Source organism: Spongiibacter thalassae (assembly GCF_012272835.1).
Taxonomy (GTDB): Bacteria; Pseudomonadota; Gammaproteobacteria; order Pseudomonadales; family Spongiibacteraceae; genus Spongiibacter; species Spongiibacter thalassae.
In genome coordinates, this window is sequence record NZ_JAAWWK010000003.1 from 499345 (window position 1) to 520464 (window position 21120).

At 54.7% G+C, this 21120-nt stretch carries 21 protein-coding genes; 12 read left to right on the top strand and 9 right to left on the bottom strand.

Annotation, left to right across the window (positions count from 1 at the left end; genetic code table 11):
• Positions 1–19: 19 nt before the first annotated feature.
• Both HCU74_RS11070 and HCU74_RS11075 read right to left on the bottom strand, forming a co-directional pair.
• Entirely contained in the window at positions 20–1528 is a 1509-nt protein-coding gene (locus HCU74_RS11070) for an AbgT family transporter (RefSeq protein WP_168450467.1), read from the bottom strand.
• On the bottom strand, positions 1521–1733 hold the full coding sequence (locus HCU74_RS11075; protein ID WP_168450468.1) for a hypothetical protein: 213 nt from the start codon (positions 1731–1733) through the stop codon (positions 1521–1523). The genes HCU74_RS11070 and HCU74_RS11075 overlap by 8 nt, the downstream gene beginning before the upstream one ends.
• Before the next feature lie 393 nt (positions 1734–2126).
• On the opposite strand from HCU74_RS11075, the gene HCU74_RS11080 reads away from it, so the two are divergent.
• From HCU74_RS11080 to HCU74_RS11105, 6 genes are read left to right on the top strand one after another with little or no spacing between them, the layout of a single operon-like run.
• Positions 2127–4463 carry a FimV/HubP-related protein gene (locus HCU74_RS11080; protein WP_168450469.1) on the top strand — a complete coding sequence of 779 codons (2337 nt, stop codon included), beginning with the start codon at positions 2127–2129 and terminating at the stop codon, positions 4461–4463.
• Positions 4438–5175: a TIGR01621 family pseudouridine synthase gene (locus HCU74_RS11085; RefSeq protein ID WP_345889681.1), complete on the top strand. Its 738-nt coding sequence runs from the start codon at positions 4438–4440 to the stop codon at positions 5173–5175. Before HCU74_RS11080 ends, HCU74_RS11085 begins: the two co-directional genes overlap by 26 nt.
• A gap of 26 nt (positions 5176–5201) precedes the next feature.
• On the top strand, positions 5202–5519 hold the full coding sequence (locus HCU74_RS11090) for a DUF2288 domain-containing protein (RefSeq protein ID WP_168450470.1): 318 nt from the start codon (positions 5202–5204) through the stop codon (positions 5517–5519).
• 1 nt (position 5520) lies between these two features.
• On the top strand, positions 5521–5814 hold the full coding sequence (locus HCU74_RS11095; protein ID WP_168450471.1) for a hypothetical protein: 294 nt from the start codon (positions 5521–5523) through the stop codon (positions 5812–5814).
• A 4-nt stretch (positions 5815–5818) separates the two neighbouring features.
• A complete protein-coding gene (locus HCU74_RS11100) occupies positions 5819–7891 on the top strand; it encodes a GNAT family N-acetyltransferase (protein ID WP_168450472.1) in 2073 nt (690 codons plus the stop codon).
• A gap of 41 nt (positions 7892–7932) precedes the next feature.
• Positions 7933–8328 (top strand): HIT family protein, encoded by a 396-nt coding sequence (locus HCU74_RS11105; protein ID WP_168450473.1) that lies wholly within the window; start codon positions 7933–7935, stop codon positions 8326–8328.
• Positions 8329–8356: 28 nt separating this feature from the next.
• On the opposite strand, the gene HCU74_RS11110 is transcribed toward HCU74_RS11105, so the two are convergent.
• On the bottom strand, positions 8357–10294 hold the full coding sequence (locus tag HCU74_RS11110; protein WP_168450474.1) for a B12-binding domain-containing radical SAM protein: 1938 nt from the start codon (positions 10292–10294) through the stop codon (positions 8357–8359).
• Positions 10295–10492: 198 nt separating this feature from the next.
• On the opposite strand from HCU74_RS11110, the gene HCU74_RS11115 reads away from it, so the two are divergent.
• On the top strand, positions 10493–10921 hold the full coding sequence (locus tag HCU74_RS11115) for an SRPBCC family protein (protein ID WP_168450475.1): 429 nt from the start codon (positions 10493–10495) through the stop codon (positions 10919–10921).
• Positions 10922–10925: 4 nt separating this feature from the next.
• On the opposite strand, the gene HCU74_RS11120 is transcribed toward HCU74_RS11115, so the two are convergent.
• Positions 10926–12197, bottom strand: a complete 1272-nt coding sequence (locus HCU74_RS11120) for a CinA family nicotinamide mononucleotide deamidase-related protein (RefSeq protein ID WP_168450476.1) — start codon at positions 12195–12197, stop codon at positions 10926–10928.
• A 107-nt stretch (positions 12198–12304) separates the two neighbouring features.
• On the opposite strand from HCU74_RS11120, the gene HCU74_RS11125 reads away from it, so the two are divergent.
• The gene (locus HCU74_RS11125; RefSeq protein ID WP_168450477.1) at positions 12305–12703 is read left to right on the top strand and encodes a phospholipase D-like domain-containing protein; all 399 of its coding nucleotides are present in this window, start codon (positions 12305–12307) and stop codon (positions 12701–12703) included.
• Between the two features lie 30 nt (positions 12704–12733).
• On the opposite strand, the gene HCU74_RS11130 is transcribed toward HCU74_RS11125, so the two are convergent.
• Complete coding sequence (locus HCU74_RS11130) at positions 12734–12970, bottom strand: DUF2789 domain-containing protein (RefSeq protein ID WP_168450478.1); 237 nt, start codon at positions 12968–12970, stop codon at positions 12734–12736.
• A 111-nt stretch (positions 12971–13081) separates the two neighbouring features.
• Positions 13082–13855: a glucose 1-dehydrogenase gene (locus HCU74_RS11135; protein WP_168450479.1), complete on the bottom strand. Its 774-nt coding sequence runs from the start codon at positions 13853–13855 to the stop codon at positions 13082–13084.
• A gap of 124 nt (positions 13856–13979) precedes the next feature.
• Here HCU74_RS11135 and HCU74_RS11140 point away from each other — a divergent pair, with 124 nt between their 5' ends.
• Positions 13980–14441 carry a hypothetical protein gene (locus tag HCU74_RS11140; RefSeq protein ID WP_168450480.1) on the top strand — a complete coding sequence of 154 codons (462 nt, stop codon included), beginning with the start codon at positions 13980–13982 and terminating at the stop codon, positions 14439–14441.
• Positions 14442–14516: 75 nt separating this feature from the next.
• Here the strand turns inward: HCU74_RS11140 and HCU74_RS11145 are convergent, their stop codons facing one another.
• Positions 14517–15179, bottom strand: a complete 663-nt coding sequence (locus HCU74_RS11145) for a crotonase/enoyl-CoA hydratase family protein (RefSeq protein ID WP_168450481.1) — start codon at positions 15177–15179, stop codon at positions 14517–14519.
• A gap of 289 nt (positions 15180–15468) precedes the next feature.
• On the opposite strand from HCU74_RS11145, the gene HCU74_RS11150 reads away from it, so the two are divergent.
• The 3 genes from HCU74_RS11150 to HCU74_RS11160 all read left to right on the top strand — a co-directional run bounded on the left by HCU74_RS11150 (position 15469) and on the right by HCU74_RS11160 (position 19000).
• On the top strand, positions 15469–16833 hold the full coding sequence (locus HCU74_RS11150) for a DUF2130 domain-containing protein (protein WP_168450482.1): 1365 nt from the start codon (positions 15469–15471) through the stop codon (positions 16831–16833).
• Between the two features lie 149 nt (positions 16834–16982).
• The gene (gene lipA, locus HCU74_RS11155) at positions 16983–17969 is read left to right on the top strand and encodes a lipoyl synthase (protein ID WP_168450483.1); all 987 of its coding nucleotides are present in this window, start codon (positions 16983–16985) and stop codon (positions 17967–17969) included.
• A gap of 425 nt (positions 17970–18394) precedes the next feature.
• Complete coding sequence (locus tag HCU74_RS11160; RefSeq protein WP_345889682.1) at positions 18395–19000, top strand: 5' nucleotidase, NT5C type; 606 nt, start codon at positions 18395–18397, stop codon at positions 18998–19000.
• Between the two features lie 166 nt (positions 19001–19166).
• Here the strand turns inward: HCU74_RS11160 and HCU74_RS11165 are convergent, their stop codons facing one another.
• Positions 19167–20408 (bottom strand): tyrosine-type recombinase/integrase, encoded by a 1242-nt coding sequence (locus tag HCU74_RS11165; protein ID WP_168450484.1) that lies wholly within the window; start codon positions 20406–20408, stop codon positions 19167–19169.
• Between the two features lie 163 nt (positions 20409–20571).
• Entirely contained in the window at positions 20572–21105 is a 534-nt protein-coding gene (locus HCU74_RS11170) for a hypothetical protein (RefSeq protein WP_168450485.1), read from the bottom strand.
• Between the last annotated feature and the right edge of the window lie 15 nt (positions 21106–21120).

The window sequence follows — 21120 nt, forward strand, 5'->3', positions numbered from 1 at the left end:
CTGCACTTTTTCTCTGTTTTCACCCCGGGCCAAGAGGCAAGCCAGCACCGAGCCAGGCCGCAAGCAACAGCGACCACCCCAGCAAAAAGCATATCGAGTAGGGCAGCATCATCGCGAGGAGCGTACCCATACCCGCCTCATTGTCGTGGCTTTTCATAAACGCCACGACTACGCCAAAGTAGGGCATCAATGGCGTTATGATATTGGTGCTGGAGTCGCCAATGCGATAGGCCATTTGTGCCGCTTCCGGGCTGACTCCCAGGAGGTAGAACATCGGAATAAAAATTGGCGCCATCAGTGTCCATTTCGCCGACGCGCTGCCGATCAACAAATTAATCATTGCCGAAGTCAGCACAAAGCCCACAATCAATGTGGTATGCGACAGCTCCAGGGCGGACAGTGCGTTGGCACCATTCACTGCCGCCAGCGCCCCCAGTCCTGACCAGGCAAAGTAGTTAACAAATTGAGCGGCGAAAAACATCAATACCAGATAAGCCGACAGCGTGGACATGCCTTTTTCCATCGCCGCCAGACCGTCGGCACTTCCGCGAAATTGCCCGGTCATTCGACCGAAAATCATCCCCGCTATCGCCGCGTACAAGGCGATAAACACCACGATGCCCTTGAGCAGGGGAAGTGCCGCCAGGCCTGCTGGATCAGGGTTACGCAACAGACCGTTCTCTGGCAGTACCAGACCTAGCAGCAGCGCAAAATAAACGAGGCTGAATAACGTGACGGCACGAACGGCGCGGCCTTCGGCGGGAGAGTTGTCTGTACTCGGCAGCACCGAACTGTCGGTATCAGCTGGAGCTTGCAAGCGCGGCTCAACGATTTTTTCAGTGACCCAGGCCCCCACCACAGTAATAAACACCGTTGATACCGCAATGAAATAATAATTCGCGCTCACCAGTATTCGGGCATCAGGGGCAACCAGGCGAAGCGACTCGGTAGAGATGCCGGCCAAAATGGCATCTACCGGCCCCAGCATCAGATTGGCGCTATACCCCCCCGAAACGCCGGCAAAGGCAGCGGCGATACCCGCCAGGGGAGAGCGTCCGGCGGCGCGAAATACCAACGCCGCTAAAGGGATAAGAACCACATAGCCAGAATCAAAACCGATACTGGATATCACCCCGCAAAATACGATGACCGCGCTGAGCAGGCGCGGTGGCGCACGACGGGTCGCCGCCTTGAGCACATAGGCCAAAAGTCCTGAATGCTCGGCGACGGCAATGCCCATGATGGCGACAATGACTGAACCGACCGGCGCAAAGCCCATAAAATTTGCCACCGCATTGTGAATGATCCAGCGCAGCCCCTCATCGGACAGTAAAGAGCGGCTATACAGGTGTTCACCACTGGCCGGATGTGTGGCACTCACGCCCAGCGACGACACCACCGCCGACAGCACCACGACCGCGACGCTGAGGATAATAAAAAGCAGGGCGGGGTGGGGCAGTTTGTTGCCTGCACGTTCAATACCATTCAGCCAGCGCTGTCCAAGGCTTACGGTGGTATTTTTATTCATAATAATGACTTAGCTCGTTGAAAAGAGGGTGTAGAAAGAGCAGAAAGTGTGCCAGAACACGCCTGAGGAAGAAACGACCCAGCGCCGGCTTTGTGTTGGCAGAAGGGTGTCGGGGCTCGATGCCACCCGGCTGGTTAAAAAATACCCGCATCTGCGCAACGCCGATGAGCTGCGCACCAAGGCGGTAATTAACAGTGTTATCCACAGCCTTACTCACCGATTTTGGGGAAAACTCCTGTGCATAATTTTCCCTCAATGTGGATAACAGAACTGGCAGCTGGCTGTTTTTAGACCAACACTTAACCGTAAGTATCTATAATATAAGCATTACTTGACAAAAGACGATAAACTCGGTCATAACACTGCTTTACCTCCTTCGTTTCCGCATTATTCGGGCCAACGCAAAAACGCAATGTCAAAAATGTGTAATAGAGCAAATTATGCACAGGTGGGCGGAGGGGCAAAGGTATGGAGTCAGGCGTGAAACTTGGTGTTGCTCTACTATACTGAGGTGTAATAATGACTACAGCATTGCAGGGAAGCGGTGCCGCATCGCTACTACCATTACGTAAATTAAACGAAGGTGAGTAAGACTTTAATGAAAATACGCAGAATTCCGGCGATGCTCCCCCTCTGTATTGCATTAGCGTCTGGCAGTGAATCCTTCGCGCTTGGTCTGGGTAACGCCGCACTTGAATCCGAGCTCGGACGGCCGCTGTTGGCCAAGATTCCGGTAATACGTGCCGAAGGCCTCGACTCCGCCCAACTACTGGTAAACGTATTGCCGGTATGGGATCAGCTCAGCGACAGCGCCATTGGCGGGCTTGACCCCCGCACGATAAACATCGCCAGCGAACTCGACGAGGATGGCAATGGCTTTATCTATCTGCGTAGCAATACGGCCATTGTTGAACCATTTCTGAATTTTATTCTGAGTGTCCGCTGGCCGATGGGGCATATCAGTCGCGAATACACCTTGCTGCTGGAACTTCCCAACGCACTGGAAGCTGTGCCCCGTAGCGAGCAGAACGAGCGATCGACAAGCGGCAACATCAGCCGTCATCAGCAGCCCGTCGCTGCCATGCCAGCGAGCGCTCCGCGTACCCTGCCGACACCCCCTAAACCTTCGAAAATTCCGCCCGGCAGCGACGTCTATACCACCCGGCGGGGCGACAGCCTGTGGAAAATTGCAGCAATGCTGCGTCGCTCTCGCGGGGGTAGCCAAAACACCTTGATGGAACAACTATTCGCCTTAAATCCTCATGCTTTTATACGTGGCGACCGGGCGATGCTCAAAGAACGGGTGACGCTGGATATTTCGCCAGAAGCCCTGGCAAGCACCAGTGGCAGGGCAGCTGCCTCCCCCCCGCCACCGGTGAAAAGCCCACCGCCAGAGCCAAAGCTTAACGACAAAAGCCCTGCACCAACACCAGCGTCGGCAGTTCCCAGCCCAGCGCAAGCACCATACACCCCGACAAACAGCTCTGAACGCGCTACTGAACTGAGTCAGGCTCTGCTGGATGTAAGCAACCAGGTCACCGAAGTGACCGCGAATATCGAGGCAATGACTCAGCGTCTGAATGCCCTGCAACAGCGTTTGCAGCAATTGCAATCCCAGTACGAAACCGAACAGGCAGTAGCGGCACAAGCGGCGCCGCAGATAAGCCTGACGACTGATACTTCCGGCGAAACAGAAAATCTGACGACCGAGCCTAGTGCAGAGGATGCGTCATCTTTCGTGGAGCAAGCCCCACTGGATACCACCCTGCCAAATAGCGATGCCAGCAGGGTGCCTGCCACAGAGTTTAACGGTGCATTGGCGAAGATCGCGAATGCCACCCCCGAGCCCGATGAAACGCCAGCGCGTGAAGAACCCTCGCGAATGACTGCGCTCGAGTCCGTCACCGCAATATGGATGAAAAACTCCTGGATACTCCTCGGGGTGGTCGTCGCATCGACAGCGGTTGCGCTGATTGTGCGTCGGCGCCGCAACACTTCGCAGGAAGCTCCCGGAGATATCGCGCTGGCCGCCCGTCGCTTTCCCCAAGCGGATTTTGACACTGACGAGAGCTTCGACAGCTTGTTTCAGGATGACGATGATTTACCGTCGGCAGAGCCCCTTGGCCCCGTAAGGTCAGTACCCAGAAGCCGTCCGACCGGTGACAGCGTAGGAGATTTTGCCGATATTGACGTCGCCAATAAAGGCTCGGCACTCGACAACGAACCTCCCGCAGCGGCCCAGGACGCCGGTCCCTCGTCCATCCCCGACGATTTTCTATCCTCAATCACCACTGACAAAGACGGCGACGCGGCCGAGGTACTCAACCGTCTTGCTGAGCGTTTAGCGGCCGCTGCCGATAACAACCTCGGTTCGGCATCCTCTGACAGTGCCGAGAATACGCCAGAAAGGGAGTCTGCTGCGGAGGACCTCGACGACGAGGCCCTTATCGACAAGAACCTTACCGAGGCTTTCAGTCAAGAAGATTTCAAACTTGATGAATCGGCCTTCGATGATCTTGACCTCACCGGCGAAGACTTAAGCGCAAACTCCGCTCCCACGACCCAATCCGACGCGAACGACGACGAAGACCTGATAAAACGCGCCAGAAACATGAGCCCCGCAGACTGGTTGGGGTTCAGCTCCTCGGTAGAGAAACAAGCCAGCCCCGCAGATTCTGCCGCCGCCTTTATCGAATTAAACGACTACGAAGGTGCCAGAAACGTACTTGAACAGGCCATCGAAAGAGACGAAGAGGACACTGCGCTGTGTATGCAGCTTCTCGATGTCTACGCCCATTTGGGCGAAACCGAAGCCTTTGAAGCCCTGGCATTCCAACTGGAATTCCGCGGTGAAGACGCCGACACCCTGGCCGAGGTAGATATCATGCGTGTCGCAATGCGAAACGAAGGTGGTCGCGATAGCCTCAGTAGTTAATGGGTCACCCGCGCCACTCAACTACAGGGTGGTTGCCGATCACGACGACTTTCTTCTTATCGACAAGAGCCCTGGCGCGAACTTGCACCGCAACCAGCGCGGTCGCAGCTTGCTGGATCAGCTCGCCGATGATTTTCCCGCCCACCGCTTGCTGCTGGTACATCGCCTCGATGATGTGACCTCTGGTTTGCTGTTACTGGCCAAGCATTCGGCCGCTGCGGCAGAGTTAGCCGAGCAGTTCCGCAGCCGAGCTGTGCAAAAATTTTACCTTGCCATCGCCGACGGCAAACCCCGAAAAAAGCAAGGACTGATCGTGGGTGACCTTGAGAAATCCCGTGGCGGCAGCTACAAACTCAGTCGGCGCACCGACAACCCTTCACGCACACGTTTTATCAGCGCTTCTGTGGTCGCGGGTCAACGCCTATACCTGTTGCGACCAGAGACCGGTAAAACCCATCAGCTAAGGGTGGTATTATCCAGCCTTGGTGTACCGATACTGGGAGATCGTCGCTACGGTGGTGCCGACAGCGATCGTGCCTACCTGCATGCCTGGGCTCTGTGCTTTCGCTACGGTGGGCAAGACTTTCGCTTTCAATGCGCTCCGACATACGGTATTCGCTTTCAAAGCCCGGCAGTGAACGAAGCCTTGCGGCACTGGCATGAACCATGGCAACTCCCATGGCCCGGTGCCGCTGCACAAAACACGCTATAAATGTCCACGTTTTTTGAGTTTCTGAAATGAATGAGCAACCCCCCGAGCGCGTTGAGCTGATGAGCAAGCTCAACCGCGAAACCGCCAAAATCCCCTGGCTGGAACTCCAACATTTCCAACAGCAGGAAGCGGTCATCGAAGTCTCGTCACGGCTTGATCTGGTGGCGGTCGCCGTCGCCATGGCCGAAGACAATAAATATCAGATAGCCGAGTACCTTAATCGCGGTGAAATCAAGCGCGTCTCCGCTGAGCGCGCCGCCGAGTGGACCGAGGCAAGCGCCGCACTATGGGCCGTGGTGGTAGCGCCCTGGGTGCTGGTACAAACCCATAAAGAACAGTCCTGATATGTCACTTGAGGCCCTTGAGCAGTGCATAGCCAGCAGACTGCAAAGCTTCTTTGCCGATCAGGCGGCGGGCTTGGACATCGCCCCCGCTGATCTCTACCGCCTGGAAGGGCTTCTGGAAGCCTCACTTTTACTGGGCCTGTATAGCGAAGACCAAATCAGGGACCAGCTGTGCGCCTTGGCAAAGGAACACCTCTCAATGGAAATTACCGAGTTTTATCGGCAGGATTACCGGCTAATTCTACATATGCATATGCGCGAGGCGCCGGTCTATCCCAGCGGTCATCGCAACTGATCCCATGGTGAGCACCACCCCGTTAGATCAGTTCTGCCAAACCCTGCAACAGATTGGCCGCTTGTCGGGGCATCGCTATTTGCTGATGCTCAGTGGGCCGCGCGATTGGGCTGAGCAGATGCTTGCACCGGTGCTGGCCCCAGTCATTAATACCACCGTGCTACTGGGAGACGCACCGTTCTGTGGTATCGAAGCCCATCGACAGCAGCGTGTACTGGGCAGTGAACAGGATATCGTGCTGATCGATGCCCATACCCGCTTCGATATTAACGGCGCACTGGCCGCCGCTGGTGGGCTGCGCAGCGGGGGCCTGCTATGCCTTATCACCCCCGAGTGGTCAGCCTGGCCTAAGCACTATCGCGAACAGTGTGCAGGCGAGGGTCTGTACCCGGTCGCCGACCGTTTTCTGCAACGTTTGCTAGGGCTGCTGCAGGCCGATTCGAGGGTGCTGCACATACAGCCGGGCAAACCGCTGCCCGCACTGCCGCTCGCTGGCGAAGCGTGGCAACAACCGCTCCCCAGCTCAGAACAGCAGCATTGTATCGACGCCATTGGGCGGGTCGCGACGGGCCGCAACAAGCGGCCCCTGGTGATTCGCGCCGATCGCGGGCGGGGCAAGAGCGCAGCGCTGGGGCTGGCCGCCGCTGAATTACTCAAACAGGGTAAATCTCGCATTGTGATAACAGCGGCGCGCTTCGATATGGTCGAAATTGCATTTCGCCACGCCCACAGCGCACTGCCTGAAGCCCAGCGCAGCAATCAGGGCTTGCACTGGGGGGAGGGCAACCTCGTCTTTGTTCCTGCTGCGGAGCTTACCAATCACCCCGACGACGTTGATCTGGTAATGGTAGATGAAGCGGCGAATCTGCCGTTATTTCTTCTCACACGCTTTATCACGCGCTTTTCCCGCATCGTCTTTGCCTCCACAGCCCAGGGGTACGAGGGTAGTGGTCGCGGCTTTGATCTCCGCTTTCGCAACATTCTGAATGAGTTACGCCCCCAGTGGCGCAGAGCACAGCTGAATACCCCGCTGCGCTGGGCGGAGACAGACCCACTGGAGTCGCTGCTGAATGATTTGTTTCTGCTTTCAACTCCTGCAACCAACGGCGTTTCGGCACATATAAGCCCGTCATCCCCTACTTACCGCTGGCTTGACCTCAACGCCCTTGCAAAGGACGAAACGCGCTTGAAACAGGTGTTCGCCCTGCTGATCGACGCCCACTACCAGACCACCCCCCAGGATTTGCAGTACTTACTGGATATGCCAGTGCGGCTATTGATTGCCGAAACCCCAGACCGGGTGGTAGGCGTTTGTCAGGTGAACGAAGAGGGCGGCTTTGGCCCCGCGCTGGCGGCGGATATCTGTCGTGGTAAACGCCGCCCCAAAGGGCATCTCGCCGCCCAACGCCTGGCATTGATTTCCGGTAACGATGACTACCTGATCCAACCGAGCTGGCGAATCAGTCGCATTGCCGTTGCCACAGATTGCCGCCGCAAGGGTGTCGGCGCGGCATTGCTTCATCAGGCCGAGGAAGCCGCAGCCAACACGAAAGCCGCTTTTATCAGTTCGAGTTTTGCCGCAGATCCGGCCATACAGCAATTCTGGCGCAACGCAGGGTTTGCCACGGTGTCGCTGGGCAGTCGCCTGGACACCAGCAGCGCTAGTTATTCCGTTCTGGTGCTTCGGCCTCTCACCGAACAGGTCAGCACCGCACTGGGTCATTGGCAGCAACAACTCGCCGACAACTTGCTCGCTAATGCGCCGCTACTCTGGCCCCGTCTGAGGGCAGACGTCGCCGCAGACCTGTTAAGGGAAATGGCCGTGCGGACAAGTGACTTCGACCACCATCAATGCCGTCGCTATGCCCGGGGCGAAGTCACTCTGGAAGTCGCCCTGGCCAGCCTGAAGCGGGCGGTAGTGGGCCGCGAGCAGACGCCGGCCAGTTTTATTGGCAAATGCTTTTTGCACTGGGAATGGAGCCGGGTCTGCGAGGAATTCAATCACCGCGGACGCGCCGACTGTGAAGCGGAATTCCGCCACTATTTTGCTACACTGACCGCCGATTTCGACAACTGACCTCAGCAAAAAACACAATACCAACCTGGAGGGAACACAGCATGGCAAGTATTTTTAGCCGAATTATCGCGAAGGAGCTACCCGGACATTTTGTATGGGAAGATGAGCAAGCGGTGGCAATTATGACCATTCAACCGGTTCGCCCAGGCCACCTGCTAGTTATTCCCAAACAGGAAGTCGATCACTGGGACGACCTTCCGGAAGCCCTCAGCGCCCACCTGATGACAGTGTCGCAAAAGCTCGCAAAAGCGCTGAAAACGGTCTATCAATGTCAGCGTGTCAGTTTGCAGGTGGTTGGTCTGGAAGTCCCCCACGTGCATTTCCACCTGGTCCCACTGGACAGCATGAGTGACGCTGATTTCAGCCGAGCCAGTAACGCCGACGGCGACGCACTGGCCACCGAGGCGGAAAAAATCCGTCAGGCACTGACCCGCTGAGGTAATTGACCGCTGGCCCGTGCAAATACTACAGCGCGCGGGCCAGCGCCTCGGAACCGGGTTGCATGATTCGCACGGCCTGGGGTGCTTCTTCAGCCGAGTCGGCATTCCCCTCAACAATCTCGGCCCTGAGCCAGGCGCCGCCGTCCGGGTCTTGTAAAATGGTTCCGACACCGCCGGGACTGCGGCTGCTAACTTCCTGCCGCTGGGGCTGAAAGCTGGCGGCTTCAGGGCGCTCCATCGCATCGAGGCGGCGTTTCACCGCCAACAGGTCAAAATCCACCACGCTGTGGCGAACCGATGCGTCTCCCCACTGGGGTGACAGCAATTCGTCGAGTTGAATAATACACTCCAATTCCCGCAGGTTTTCCGTCGACAGCTGCCCACCACACTCCTGGCGGAAAAAGGCCAGAATATCGCCATACAGCCCATCCCGATCCGCCAATATTTGCAGATAAATTTCACTGCGCGCTTCGTAGATGGCCAAAGGGTCATCCAGAGCAATATCCGCCAGCGTCTCGCGACGGCGCTCGCAGATAAACCGTAACAAACCACGCATCAGTGTGGCGGTGGTCAGCCCCGATTGCTGAGCGAGATAGCGGGTACTGTAGGGTAGAATATGACCATGGGAAAACAGAATATGGGCGGTGATAAGCAGATACCCTTGCAGCCCCTCGTTGCGGTCGAAGGTGTGACAGGCGACGACATACTCGCCCTTCGCCTTGCCGTAGCCCGCTACGGGAATCGTTTCAATGCGATATTCATGGCGTTTTTCGTAGAACTCTGTCCCCGGTAACAGGGTGTAAGCGAAGATATTCAGGGCCGGAAAGACCTGCAATAACTGGTCGAGATTGCGCTCAAAGTCGGCAAGATTGTCTCCCGGCAGCCCCCAAATCAACTCAGCGGCGATGGGCACGCCTTGCTGCGCCATATCCCGGGCGATGGGTTCGTATTTGTTCGCCGCCATATTCTTGCGATTGCTCAACTCCAGCGCCAGCGGGGTCAGAGTCTGCAGTGCTAACTGATAGTGGGGCAGCAGGCCATTTCGATGCAATAACAGCACAATTTCCTGCACTCTGGGGCTGTGTTTCTTTGACCAGGAGGTGGCGAAACTGCTGGGCAGACCGTGGCTTGTTTTCAGTTCGCAAATCAGGCGAGCCTTGTCGAGATCCTCCCGCAACGCACCGAAATTGGAATCGGCCAGCCAGATGTCTTTAATACCCGCAGCAATCGCCTTGCGCCAGTCCCGCTCGATTCGCTCCATCGAGAACTGGTACATTTTTGTCCCGATTGCACCGGTGCCCCATTCACAAAATGCGCATTTAAAGGGGCAGCCGCGGCTGCTTTCATAAGCCAGAGAATCGTAAATCGGCGCACCGTTGTCGTCGATCAAGGGCACCACATCCAGGGCCGAGGGCAGGGCGTCCAGCTCCTTGCGCCGGGCTCTTTCAGTGGTGGTAACAATCTCGCCGTTATCAACGAAGGCCAGTCCGGCAATGTCCCGCCACTGCTCCCGGGTAGCAGCGTCAAGAAACTCCTGAAAGCTACTTTCCCCCTCACCGAGCACAATGGCGTCGATGGGGTCGTCATGCAGATAATCCTCGGCCTGTTGCACATGGGGGCCGCCGGCAATACACAGAACCTGAGGCACCTCATTTTTTATCAGGTGGATCAGTTCCAGAAACTCCGCAGCGTTCCAAGTATACATGCTAAAACCGACAACCGGACGCATGCCGCTATCGACGGCGAGCTGTAACTCCCTCTTGAAGCCTGGCCAGGCTTCCCGCCAGGCGTCGATATGGGCCTGATCCTTGAAGTGCAGCAGCTGTATATCCGTGGTGTCGGCGTGATGCCCATATTCCAGGTAGTAGGCCTTCAATCCGCCGGTGGTGGAGGGCACGGCCCAAAATCGTTCTGAATCTTTACTAAACAGGTAAACCGGACGTTTCAGGCGGGTTGCAGACATGTACTTTCTCGTCATTAGTGGCTATCCGCCACCAAGCTGCGGCGATGCGGGGTCTAAATGATGTGAACTCCAGACTAACAGTGTTTACCGCACACTGAAATATCGGGAGGCGTAAATTCCCTCGAAACAGCTACCTCGTACGGAGGAGGAAAAGCTCAGGACACTGATGCATCATCGTCCAACTATAACGAGGAGAATATGATGATAGAGGTTCACGTCACCCGGCAGTGGAATATCCCCGCGTCGCAAGTGTGGGCACTGGTTGCCGACTTTGGCGATATCAGTTGGGCAGACGGCATTGACCGCGTTGAGGTTGTTGGCGAAGGGGTTGGTATGGCGCGCCATATCTACATGGGCGACATGCCGCCGATAGAAGAGGTGCTCACCAGCCAGAACCCGGAGGAGATGACCTTTTCCTACGATATCCCCCGGGGCATTCCCATGCCGTTGGCCGATTACTCGGCTAATGCGAAAATCACCGCGCTAAGCCCGACCCGCTGTCAGGTAGATTGGTACGGTCGAGCGCGGCCGGAAGGCATGACTGACGACGACGCCACCGCCATGCTGCAGGGCACCTACGACATGCTACTCGGCTGGATTGCCCGGCGACTTGGTGTCACCGACTAGGCACTCAGGATTGGACAAAGCGCTGCACAATGTTGGGCATATTCGGCAAGCCGAGCACGTGGCGCCTCAACAGATCGAGGCCCAGGGCCGCCACCCAGCGCTGAAAACCCTGCCGATCAAAGGGCAGGCGCAACTCACAGGCATGCATCGATGCCTCGCCGCCCCAGGCGATCCACACTGTGCCCACGGGCTTATCGGCCGTCCCCCCGGCGGGGCCGGCAATACCGGTTACCGCAATACCTACCTCGGCGCCACAGGCCGCTAACGCGCCACTTAACATCTGCCGCACAACGGCTTCACTCACTGCGCCCTCGCGATCCAGTACCTGTGCATCAACCCCTAGCTGGCTGATTTTCACGCCATTGGAGTAACTGACAATGCCCCCCTGAAAGACAGCCGAAGACCCGGCAACCGCCGTTAGCTGTGAGGCAATCAGCCCCCCTGTGCAGGACTCCGCGGTACACAAACGCAACTCCTGTTGCTTGCAGGCCTCCAGCACAGCGGAGGGCAGGCTCACCGGAATTTCACCCAGCAGATGATCCGCCATCAGTGCTTCAACTCGCCCGCGCCAGTGCGCCATATGGGCAGGATCAATCGACTCTCGGCAGGTAAGTTTAACCTCGAGTACCGGCATCGATGCCCTGAAGCCCAGTTCAATATCTGCGGGCCAATCACTCAGTTCCCGGTTAATCATTTCCTGTATCCCCGACTCGCCAAGCCCGAATACACCGAGACGCAAAGTGCGAATAAATCCAGGGGAAAAACGCTGTTCCAGCATGGGCATCACCGCGTTATCGAGCATGGCATCGAGCTCACTGGGCACACCGGGTGTGGCCAATAACAGGCAGTCGTTGTGGGTCATGGCAATACCCACCGCGCTGCCGCGGGTATTCGCCAGAATCCCGCAGCCCTCGGGCAACACGGCCTGCTTGTAATTGGCCTCGGTCAGTGGGTAGTTGCGACGCTCGCACCATGCTTTCAGACTCGCCAGCGCTTCCGGGTGTTCGCACACCTGAACGCCTGCAACTCTGGCCATCGCCTCGGCAGTCAGGTCGTCAACCGTCGGCCCCAGACCACCATTGATAATCAGTACATCGGCATTTTCGCTAAGGGATTCGATTTCCGCACAAAGCTCATCCACATCGTCACCAACCGTGACTTTTTTACTCACTCGCCAGCCAAATGGAGCAATACGTTGGGCAATCATCGACGAATTGGAGTCGATGATATCGCCGGCCATCAATTCATTACCGGTTAACAGCAGGTTCAGTTTCATTCGGGTAAAGTATCCTTGCTCAGCGAATAGCGACCTATATTATAGTAGTCGCCAATCGAATAAGAGTCGTAGATTGGTCTCGTAAGCTATTGTTTTTGGAGTTAACAATGAAAGTTTCGCTCAATGTGGTGTTTGCTACGCTGCTGGTCATTATTGTGGCTGGCTTTGAATATTGGCAATATCAGGACGCACAAACCCACCGCGAAACCTTGAATAAGCAATTGATTGAACTGCACGGCCGGATTGAAGCGGTGGATGCCCGACTGAGCAATACCCGTGCACAAATCCAGCGAATGGAAGAATCGTCGTTAAGTGGGGTGATCGAGGGCGCAAACCAGGCGCTGATAAGCGGCTGGTCGGAAATGCTGGAAAGTGTCGAGCGCGAACTGGAGGCGGCTCGGGAAAAATTTCACTCGAGTAGGAAAAAGGCCGACCCCGCTGACCCGCAGCAGGCTGATCCCCAGCCCAGTGCCCCGTCGCGAAGCAATGGCCAGGGGCCACTGTAATAGACGCGAGGGGGCCTTCGCGGCGCTGGCTCAGTGGCGCATGCGGGCATCCAGCTCATCGACGATCTCTGCCCACTCGGCGTCCTCATCCAGCGATTCCTTGAGAAACGCCGCCTGGTTGGGCTTCCAAAAACTGGCCTCGTGGAGTAGCAAGTCCCGTGGCAAAGGGCGGTGACGCACTATAAAACGCTCTATGGCCTCTTCACTGTCTTCCAGCCCAAGCTGCTGAAAGAGTGATTTCATAGAGTGTGTACTATCGATATCCATGCCGTTCTGTCCTCATTTATCGGTGAACAATACAGACCCGTTCGAGCCTCGTTTTCACTATAGAAGACAGCCAAAAGACTTGCCAAGTTTCACCCGCAGATGAAGCCCTGTTCAGGAGGTTGGCAATAAATCCAGACGCAAGCCGGCGTTCCAGCCGCCATCGACAATAAATTCTGCGCCGGTAGAGTAACTGCTTTCGTCCGACGCCAGAAAAAGATTCATATTGGCCACTTCCACCGGCAGGCCAACCCGGGGCAAGGCGTGGTTTACGTAGAAGGCATTGTCCTGCTCACTGGGCTCTGCCTGATCCCCGGAGCCGTGCATGGCGGTAAAAACCCCGCCGGGGTGGACGGTATTCACTCGAATATTATGAGGGCCAAACTCGATCGCCGCCGACTTGCTCATGCCGCGCAGCGCCCATTTGGACGATGCATAGGCACATATGCCATTTTTTGCCTGCAGCCCATCGATGGATGAGGTATTGATAATCGAACCGCCGCCGGCCCGCTTCATCGGCTCCAATACAGCACGCATTCCCAGATAAGGTCCTAGCTGGTTCACTCGAATGATTCGCATATAGTCTTCACCATCGGAATCGGCAATCGCCGCGAAATGCAAAATACCGGCGTTATTGACCAGCACATTCAACGGCCCGAATTCCTCGGCGGCCTCCACCAGGGTGTCCCAGTCCTGCGCCTGGGATACGTCGGCGCGGACATAACGAGCGGCCTCGCCCAGCTCCGCCGCCAGACTTTGCCCTGCGTCATCGAGAATATCGGCGATAATCACCCTGGCGCCTTCCTCGACAAATCGTCGTGCAGTCACCGCGCCCATGCCCCGGGCCGCGCCAGTGATTATTGCAACTTTGTTCGCTAATCTACTCATTTTCCCGCTCCGGGCTTGTACGTATTACCGCCGCATTAAATCCTTGGGATATTCTGTGGTCAAACCCCAATCGGACGATGGCTGTCGTACCGTATACTTGGGACTACTTTCGTGGAGTTGTGCTATGCCCCGTAACATTCTGCGTTCAGCCGCCATTGCGATACTGGCCAGCAGCCTGCTGGCCTGCAACGACGATGCTGAACCCAACAAAATCAACACCAACAATGCCTCAGCCGAGAGTGAGGCCAGTATTGAAGCCTCCCAGGACACGAATCCGCCTGCGATGACTGCGGTAGAGCAGAACAGCGCTCCCGCGCCACGACAAAGCCCGTCACCCACACCAACAAAACCGCTGGATTTGAGCCTTGCCGATGACCAGCCAGGAGGCGAAGACTTTGCCAACACCGACGACGGTAGACGCTACCAGCTGGACAATTTATTCGATAAATCGTCAGAGGAAGAAAAACGGCTGAAATTCAAAAGCAAACTGCGGGTGAAGGAGGGCGCCACCCTGGACCAAGCGATGGATAATTATTCCGACAGTATCGACGGCGCGGAAATGGGTTTTGAGTACAAAACCAAATAAGCAAAGGCTATCGACAGCAAGGGAGAAGTCGGCCCAGATGCGTTATCAGGGCCGAACACACAAGGGGGTGCCAGACTACCCCTTTGCCAGCGAAGCTTTCATCGCCCGCAGCGCATCCGCGCGAATATCCCGTTTATTGGCGCTGTAGCGTTCCTTTGGCAGGGCCATCAGCTTCTCCGCCAGTGCCTCTACCTGGGGTGTCAGTTGCTCAATTTCCACCACCGCGTCCAAAAATCCGGCGTCCACCGCTTGTTCGGGAGAGTGCGGTACTGACTGCAAGGCCGCGGTTGTCAGGCATTGGCTGGAAACCCGCTCCTTGAGCAGCTGCATCAACACCGGCGTAAAAGGCATGCCAATCGCGGTTTCCGGCAATGTCACCTGGTAATCACCCGCCGAGCCAACACGATTGTCGGACACCAACAACAAAAACGCCCCTATACCGATTGCATGACCCGCACAGGCCGAAATCAGCGGTAGCGGAAATTCGTACATCCGCACCAGCATCTCCATGCCCCGGTGAACCAACTCATCTGCCGATGCTTGACTGGCTTTCAACGCCTTCAGATCAAATCCCGCTGAAAACATGCCCGGTCGCCCGGTGAGAATAACCGCAGACGCCTCGCGCTCTGCCGTATCCAGGTGGCGATACAGCTGGTCGATAAAGGCCATATTAACCGCATTGACCTTGCCGTCGTCGATGGAAATGGTGGCGATATTATTATTCAGTTGATAGCTCATGGTTATCCGTCTGTCTGACCAATTGGGTATTGGGATTATGCGCCGGCAGCGACAGCCTGTCACGGCGCGCAGCAAAGGAGGGTAACGTTGAACGGCAACAAGTTCCCTGCCAATGTCGACGACCTGTCTGCACCTCAGGCTGCCCCATTAAACCAGAGCCTGTAAAAAGCACCGGTGAATGAGGGAAGAGGGGCAATGACGAACAACTTTGCTGATCTTCTGTTGTTTCACCCGTATTTTGGCGGTTGAATGGGCGCTCACAGAGAGCGGTATTTAAAGGATGTTAGCCATGAACGAAATAATGTGTCCCCACTGTAGCAAGGCCTTCAAAATAGACGAAGCGGGCTATGCAGACATCCTCAAGCAGGTTAGGGACCATGCGTTTGAAGAACAATTGCAGGAACGACTCAGGCTGGCGGAAAAAGACAAGGAAAGTGCCGTCGCCCTCGCCAGAGAAAAAACCGCTGCTGAAATGCAAAAGGCAGCGTCGCTCAAAGAGGCCGAAATTCAGGAGCTCAAATCCCGACTGGAAGCAGGGGACGTCGCCCAAAAACTCGCCATTAGCGAAGCGCTCGGCACAGTAGAAAAAGAGCGCGACGCGCTGATGAACGAGCTTCAGCAGGCTAAACGCGACAAGGACACAGCGACCCAACTGCTGGAAGCCCGCCTGACGCAGGAAATTCAGCAGCTTAAGTCCAAACTCGACACCACCGATGTGAATCGACAACTCGCTGTCACCCAGGCGGTTGCTATTGTCGAAAAAGAGCGCGACCAGCTACAGCATAAACTGAGCCAGGCACAGCTGGAAAAGCAGGCCTCGGAGCAATCCCTCAAAGACAAATACGAAACTCAGATCAAAGACCGGGACGACGCCATCGAACGCCTTCGGGATATGAAAGCGCGGCTATCCACCAAAATGGTCGGCGAGACCCTGGAACAGCACTGTGAAACCGAGTTCAACCGTATTCGAGCCACCGCCTTCCCCAGAGCCTACTTTGAGAAGGACAACGACGCCCGATCCGGCAGCAAGGGCGATTATATTTTCCGTGATGCAGATGAAAGCGGTACGTCCATCGTCTCGATTATGTTCGAGATGAAAAACGAGAGCGACACCACCGCAACAAAGAAAAAAAATGAAGACTTCCTGAAAGAACTGGACAAGGATCGAAACGAGAAGGGCTGTGAATACGCGATTCTCGTCTCACTACTGGAGCCCGACAATGAGCTGTATAACACGGGCATCGTCGACGTTTTCCACCGCTACCCCAAAATGTATGTTATTCGACCCCAGTTTTTCATTCCGATGATAACCTTGCTGCGCAATGCCGCAATGAACTCACTGGAATACAAGCAAGAGCTGGCCTTGGTAAAAGCCCAAAATATCGACATCACTAATTTCGAAAACGACCTGAACGTATTCAAAGCCGCCTTCGGCAAGAACTACGAGCTGGCCTCGCGCAAATTCCAGACCGCCATTGATGAAATTGACAAGTCCATTAACCATCTGCAAAAAACCAAGGAAGCCTTGCTGGGCACCGACCGCAACCTGCGCCTGGCAAACGACAAAGCCCAGGACGTGACAGTAAAGAAACTGACGCGCAACAACCCCACCATGGCGTCGGCCTTTAAGGAACTTGACGCCCCGGGGAGCTGACGCACCACCGTGTGGGCTTCGCCAGCCCGTAGACGCCCAGACAGCAGAGAAGGGCACGGCCCCAACGGAGATTTCGCCTACTCGAATCTGATATACTTTGGCGCAAATGGGCGTTTTGGCCGCCGTCTTCAATAATGAGTTGCAGTCCTATGTCAGAGAATAAGCTTATACCCGCAGTTCAAATCTATAGTGGCGAAAAATTCACCACCGAGCGGGGCGTAAGGGCCATTAAAGATGGTATTAAATCCTCCAACCAGCCCAATAACACCCTTGCAAAGCCGGATTGGCTGCGCATCAAAATCAAGGCTGGCGCCAGTCACAAGAAAGTTGCCGATATCGTCTCCGAACATAAACTGGCGACGGTTTGCGAAGAGGCCAAGTGTCCCAACTTGAGTGAGTGCTGGAGTGCCGGCACCGCGACGATAATGCTGATGGGCGACGTGTGCACCCGGGCATGCCGGTTTTGCTCGGTAAATACCGGCAATCCCAAAGGCCTGTTGGACGCCGACGAGCCGGATCGTACTGCTCGGTCAGTACAACTGATGAATCTAAAGTATCTGGTGCTCACCTCGGTGAACCGGGATGACCTGGAAGACGGCGGTGCCGGCCACTATGCGGCCTGCGTCCGACGGGTAAAGGAGGTTAACCCGGATACCGCGGTAGAGGCATTAACCCCCGACTTCGAGGGCGTACTCAGCGATGTCGAAGCGGTTATCGATTCCGGTATCGAAGTCTTCGCGCAGAATGTGGAAACCGTCAAGCGCCTGACTCACCCCGTGCGCGACCCCAGAGCCAGCTACGAGCAGACCATTAATGTGTTGGCCCATGCAAAGCAATACAAGCCCGAACTGATTACCAAAACCAGCCTGATGCTCGGTCTGGGTGAAACAGATCAGGAGATACTCGACACCATGGACGACCTGCGGGCGGCGAATGTCGATGTCTTGACTCTGGGCCAGTATCTTCAGCCGACAGTGAATCACCTGCCCGTAAAGCGCTACGTCACGCCGGCGGAGTTTGAAAACTATCGGCAGCTGGGCTTGGAGAAAGGCTTCCTTGAAGTCGTTTCAGGTGTTTTCGTACGATCAAGTTATCGCGCCGAGCAGGTGTTGCAAAAAAATAACGTCGGTCTGTAGAGAACCATCACGCGCCGTGCGAACTCACGGTGCGTGGCGTAGACAGTTGCGCTAGCCATCCTGATTTACATCTATAGTTTCACGCCCATTGATACGCAGCCCGTACAGCCAGTCATTCTATGATTACGCATAATGTATATTATGTTAAATATAATATTATTCGAAAGAAACCCACTTCTTCACCGGTGGTCATCCAAGCAAAGTAAGCAAAATTTCCAAGTAAAGTAGGCAAATTACACGCAAAGTTAGCAATCAGGTAACCGCTTGCTTGCAAGTGTAGCGATATGTCGAATAAATCCCTTTATCGGGTGTTTCGACATATGGGTGTTTCGACATATCCAGGGGCTAACTTTCGTACAAAACCCTAACTAACTGATTTTGTGGTAATTTACTACCTAATGTTTTGAACTTCCCGAGGAAAAAGTGTGATTAAGGGTTCTAAAACGATAATTTACGTGGATATGGATCATGTACTCTGTGACTACGAGGAAGCATGGGCTAGACAGAAGGCTTTGTTCCCTGACTTAGAATTCCCTCAAAGCCAGCCTGGTATGTATATAGGTATGAACCCTTTACCAGGCGCCATCGATACGTATCGTTGGCTAAACGACCACCCAAATTCAGATGTTTATATACTGACGGCGCCGTCGGTATATAACTCCCATTGCTATTCTGAAAAACGTGACTGGGTCGAAAAATATCTGGGCTTGTCCGTGGTGAAAAATCTCATCATCACCCCCCACAAAAACCTCAATGAAGGCCACTACCTGATTGATGATATGGCTTCAGGAAAAGGGCAAGACCGCTTTAAGGGCTCCTTGATTCTCTTTGGTAGTAAAAAGTTTCCTGACTGGACATCCGTTCACACTTTCTTTGAAGAAGCTCTAACTCCGGATGGCTCGTCGGCTAAAGTCGGACAATGGGATTCCTTTTTCAACTCAGATGTCGGAGTGACTGAGGATTTTGGACTGGATCAACAGGATCGTGACTGGTTGAACATGAAACCTGCGGGTCGTGAAATACCGGACTGATATAGGGCAAATTATTAAAGCTGCCTAATAATTGCTAATAAAAGCTCGTTTTTGCTTGAAACTGCACCTTCATGCCAAAAATCCGCTTAAATATCATTAATAGGTGTGCTGAGTCATTCTGATCATTTTGTCTCGTATTTCGCTATAACATTCTGTTTTTATTCTATTAATTTACCTTTCTAGATTTGCCGCTTTCGGCCCTGACACGCTTTTCTGTCTGGACATAGACCGTATCTGTGGTGGCCATACTGGCATGACCCAGATCTTCGGACAGGTCTTTTAAGGCCCGTCCACGCTCAATCTCCATGCTGGCCCCGGTGTGGCGTAGCCAGTGTGTAGATGCTTCTTTCAGTTTACGGGCGCTGTCTTCACCTTTGTCTTCACGCATCCTATCGTAAGCCTTATCGAATACCTCCTGTACGATGCGGGTAAGCTGGCGAGACGTCATGCCACCTTGACCACGGATTTTTTCAACGATAGGCAGGTTTTCGCTTGGTCCAGGCAAAGGGCTCAAGCCACGGAAAGCGCGGTACCGCTTAAGGTAAGGAATAAAGCTGTCCGGTACTGTGATGTCGCGTAATTTTCGGCCTTTGCCATAGATTTTTAACCACCAGTTTCCATCCGTATCCTGCCAAAAATGACTCATGATCGGGGACCAATTAGGCCGCTCTGAGAACTCGGAAATACGTAAAAACAGCGTTTTCAAAGCACATATCACAAACAGGCTGCGTTCGAAAATATAGTCTTCCTCGGCGAGTTCATGGACGACGCCGTAGACATATTGCCACTGTGAATCGGTTAAACGACGAACTTCCTTTACTTGAGCATCCTTGATGAAATGGGGGCAGTCTCCTTTGGCGATTTGCGCTGGATTGCCATACAAATATTCTTCATTCATCAGGTATTTGTAGAACGCGATAATCCCCGTGAACGTAGCGGTCAGGGTCTGTTGTGAGGGGCGGTATTTTTTCTTGTCGGGCTTCCGATCGGAATCCGTATACTTGGGCAGCTTGAGTTTGAATGGAGCCCATTCGGGGTTCTGCGTGTAAAGCCCATTGGCAAAAAGAAATTTATCGTGGTTGGCAAGGCAGATCCAGGACGCCGGCGGCTGCCAGCAAAAGTCAGCGTAATCAAGGATGTCTGATTTTCGAAGCTGTTCCATGGACTTTTCTTTGAACAGAAACACCCATAATAAGAAGCGCTCAGTTTCATTACGAAACCGCTTGTAGGTATGCTCGGATTTATTGCGGCCGGTATACAGAAGAAATTCCTGGCCCCAATGCCAATGTTTTAGCCACCAAGGTTCACCTGATTCGAGAAAGGCTTTGAGCTGCGGATATTCATCGAAACGAAATTCGTTCAATTCAGTGTACGTCGGATACAACGGCGTGGGTTTGGGTATGGCCATATGTCCCAGCTTTCAAGGTTAAGGGCTGTGAATAAGCCTTATCCTACACGCCTTGAAACACTATGTCGAATACTATAGAGTATAGGAAATATTGAGGGATCCGTGTGAATTGGGCTATGCCGAACAGCGCAATGCGTACAAAGGCCATTGAACCGGTCAATGATTACCTTGCCTTAACCCAAAGCCGAGTGAGCCAGGCAACCGTCCCCAACATCCCAAACCAGGCAATGGTAGACAGCGTGGCCGCAAACGCCGTATCAGCCCCAAGGGCATTCCACCGTAAAAAGATGTTAAACCAGTCGTGCTCCCCTCCCCCAACGAGTGGCAGCTGTTGGGCTCTGGCATCGGCGGCATAGCGGGCGATATTCAACAGGTTCTGGAAAAACCAAAGCATTCCCAGCGCCGCTTGCACTGGGGCGGCGCGTCGAAGGAACGACACCACTACAGCGGCAGGAAACACCAGCTGCCCCAAGGTGCCGCCATACAGCCCTGCGGTATAGCCGAAGATACCGAAAAACACATGGCCAGCTTCGTGGAAGGCCAAATTGGCATGATCCAGAACAGGAACAAAGTACGTGTGGCCCCCGCCATAGAGGATGAACAATGAAAATGCGGCGACGGCCACAGTAATTACACCTGTTCCGTCAACCGCCTGTTCGTCTTGGTGGGACCAGGCTGTAGATTTACGCTGGCTCATAAACCGGCATTTCGC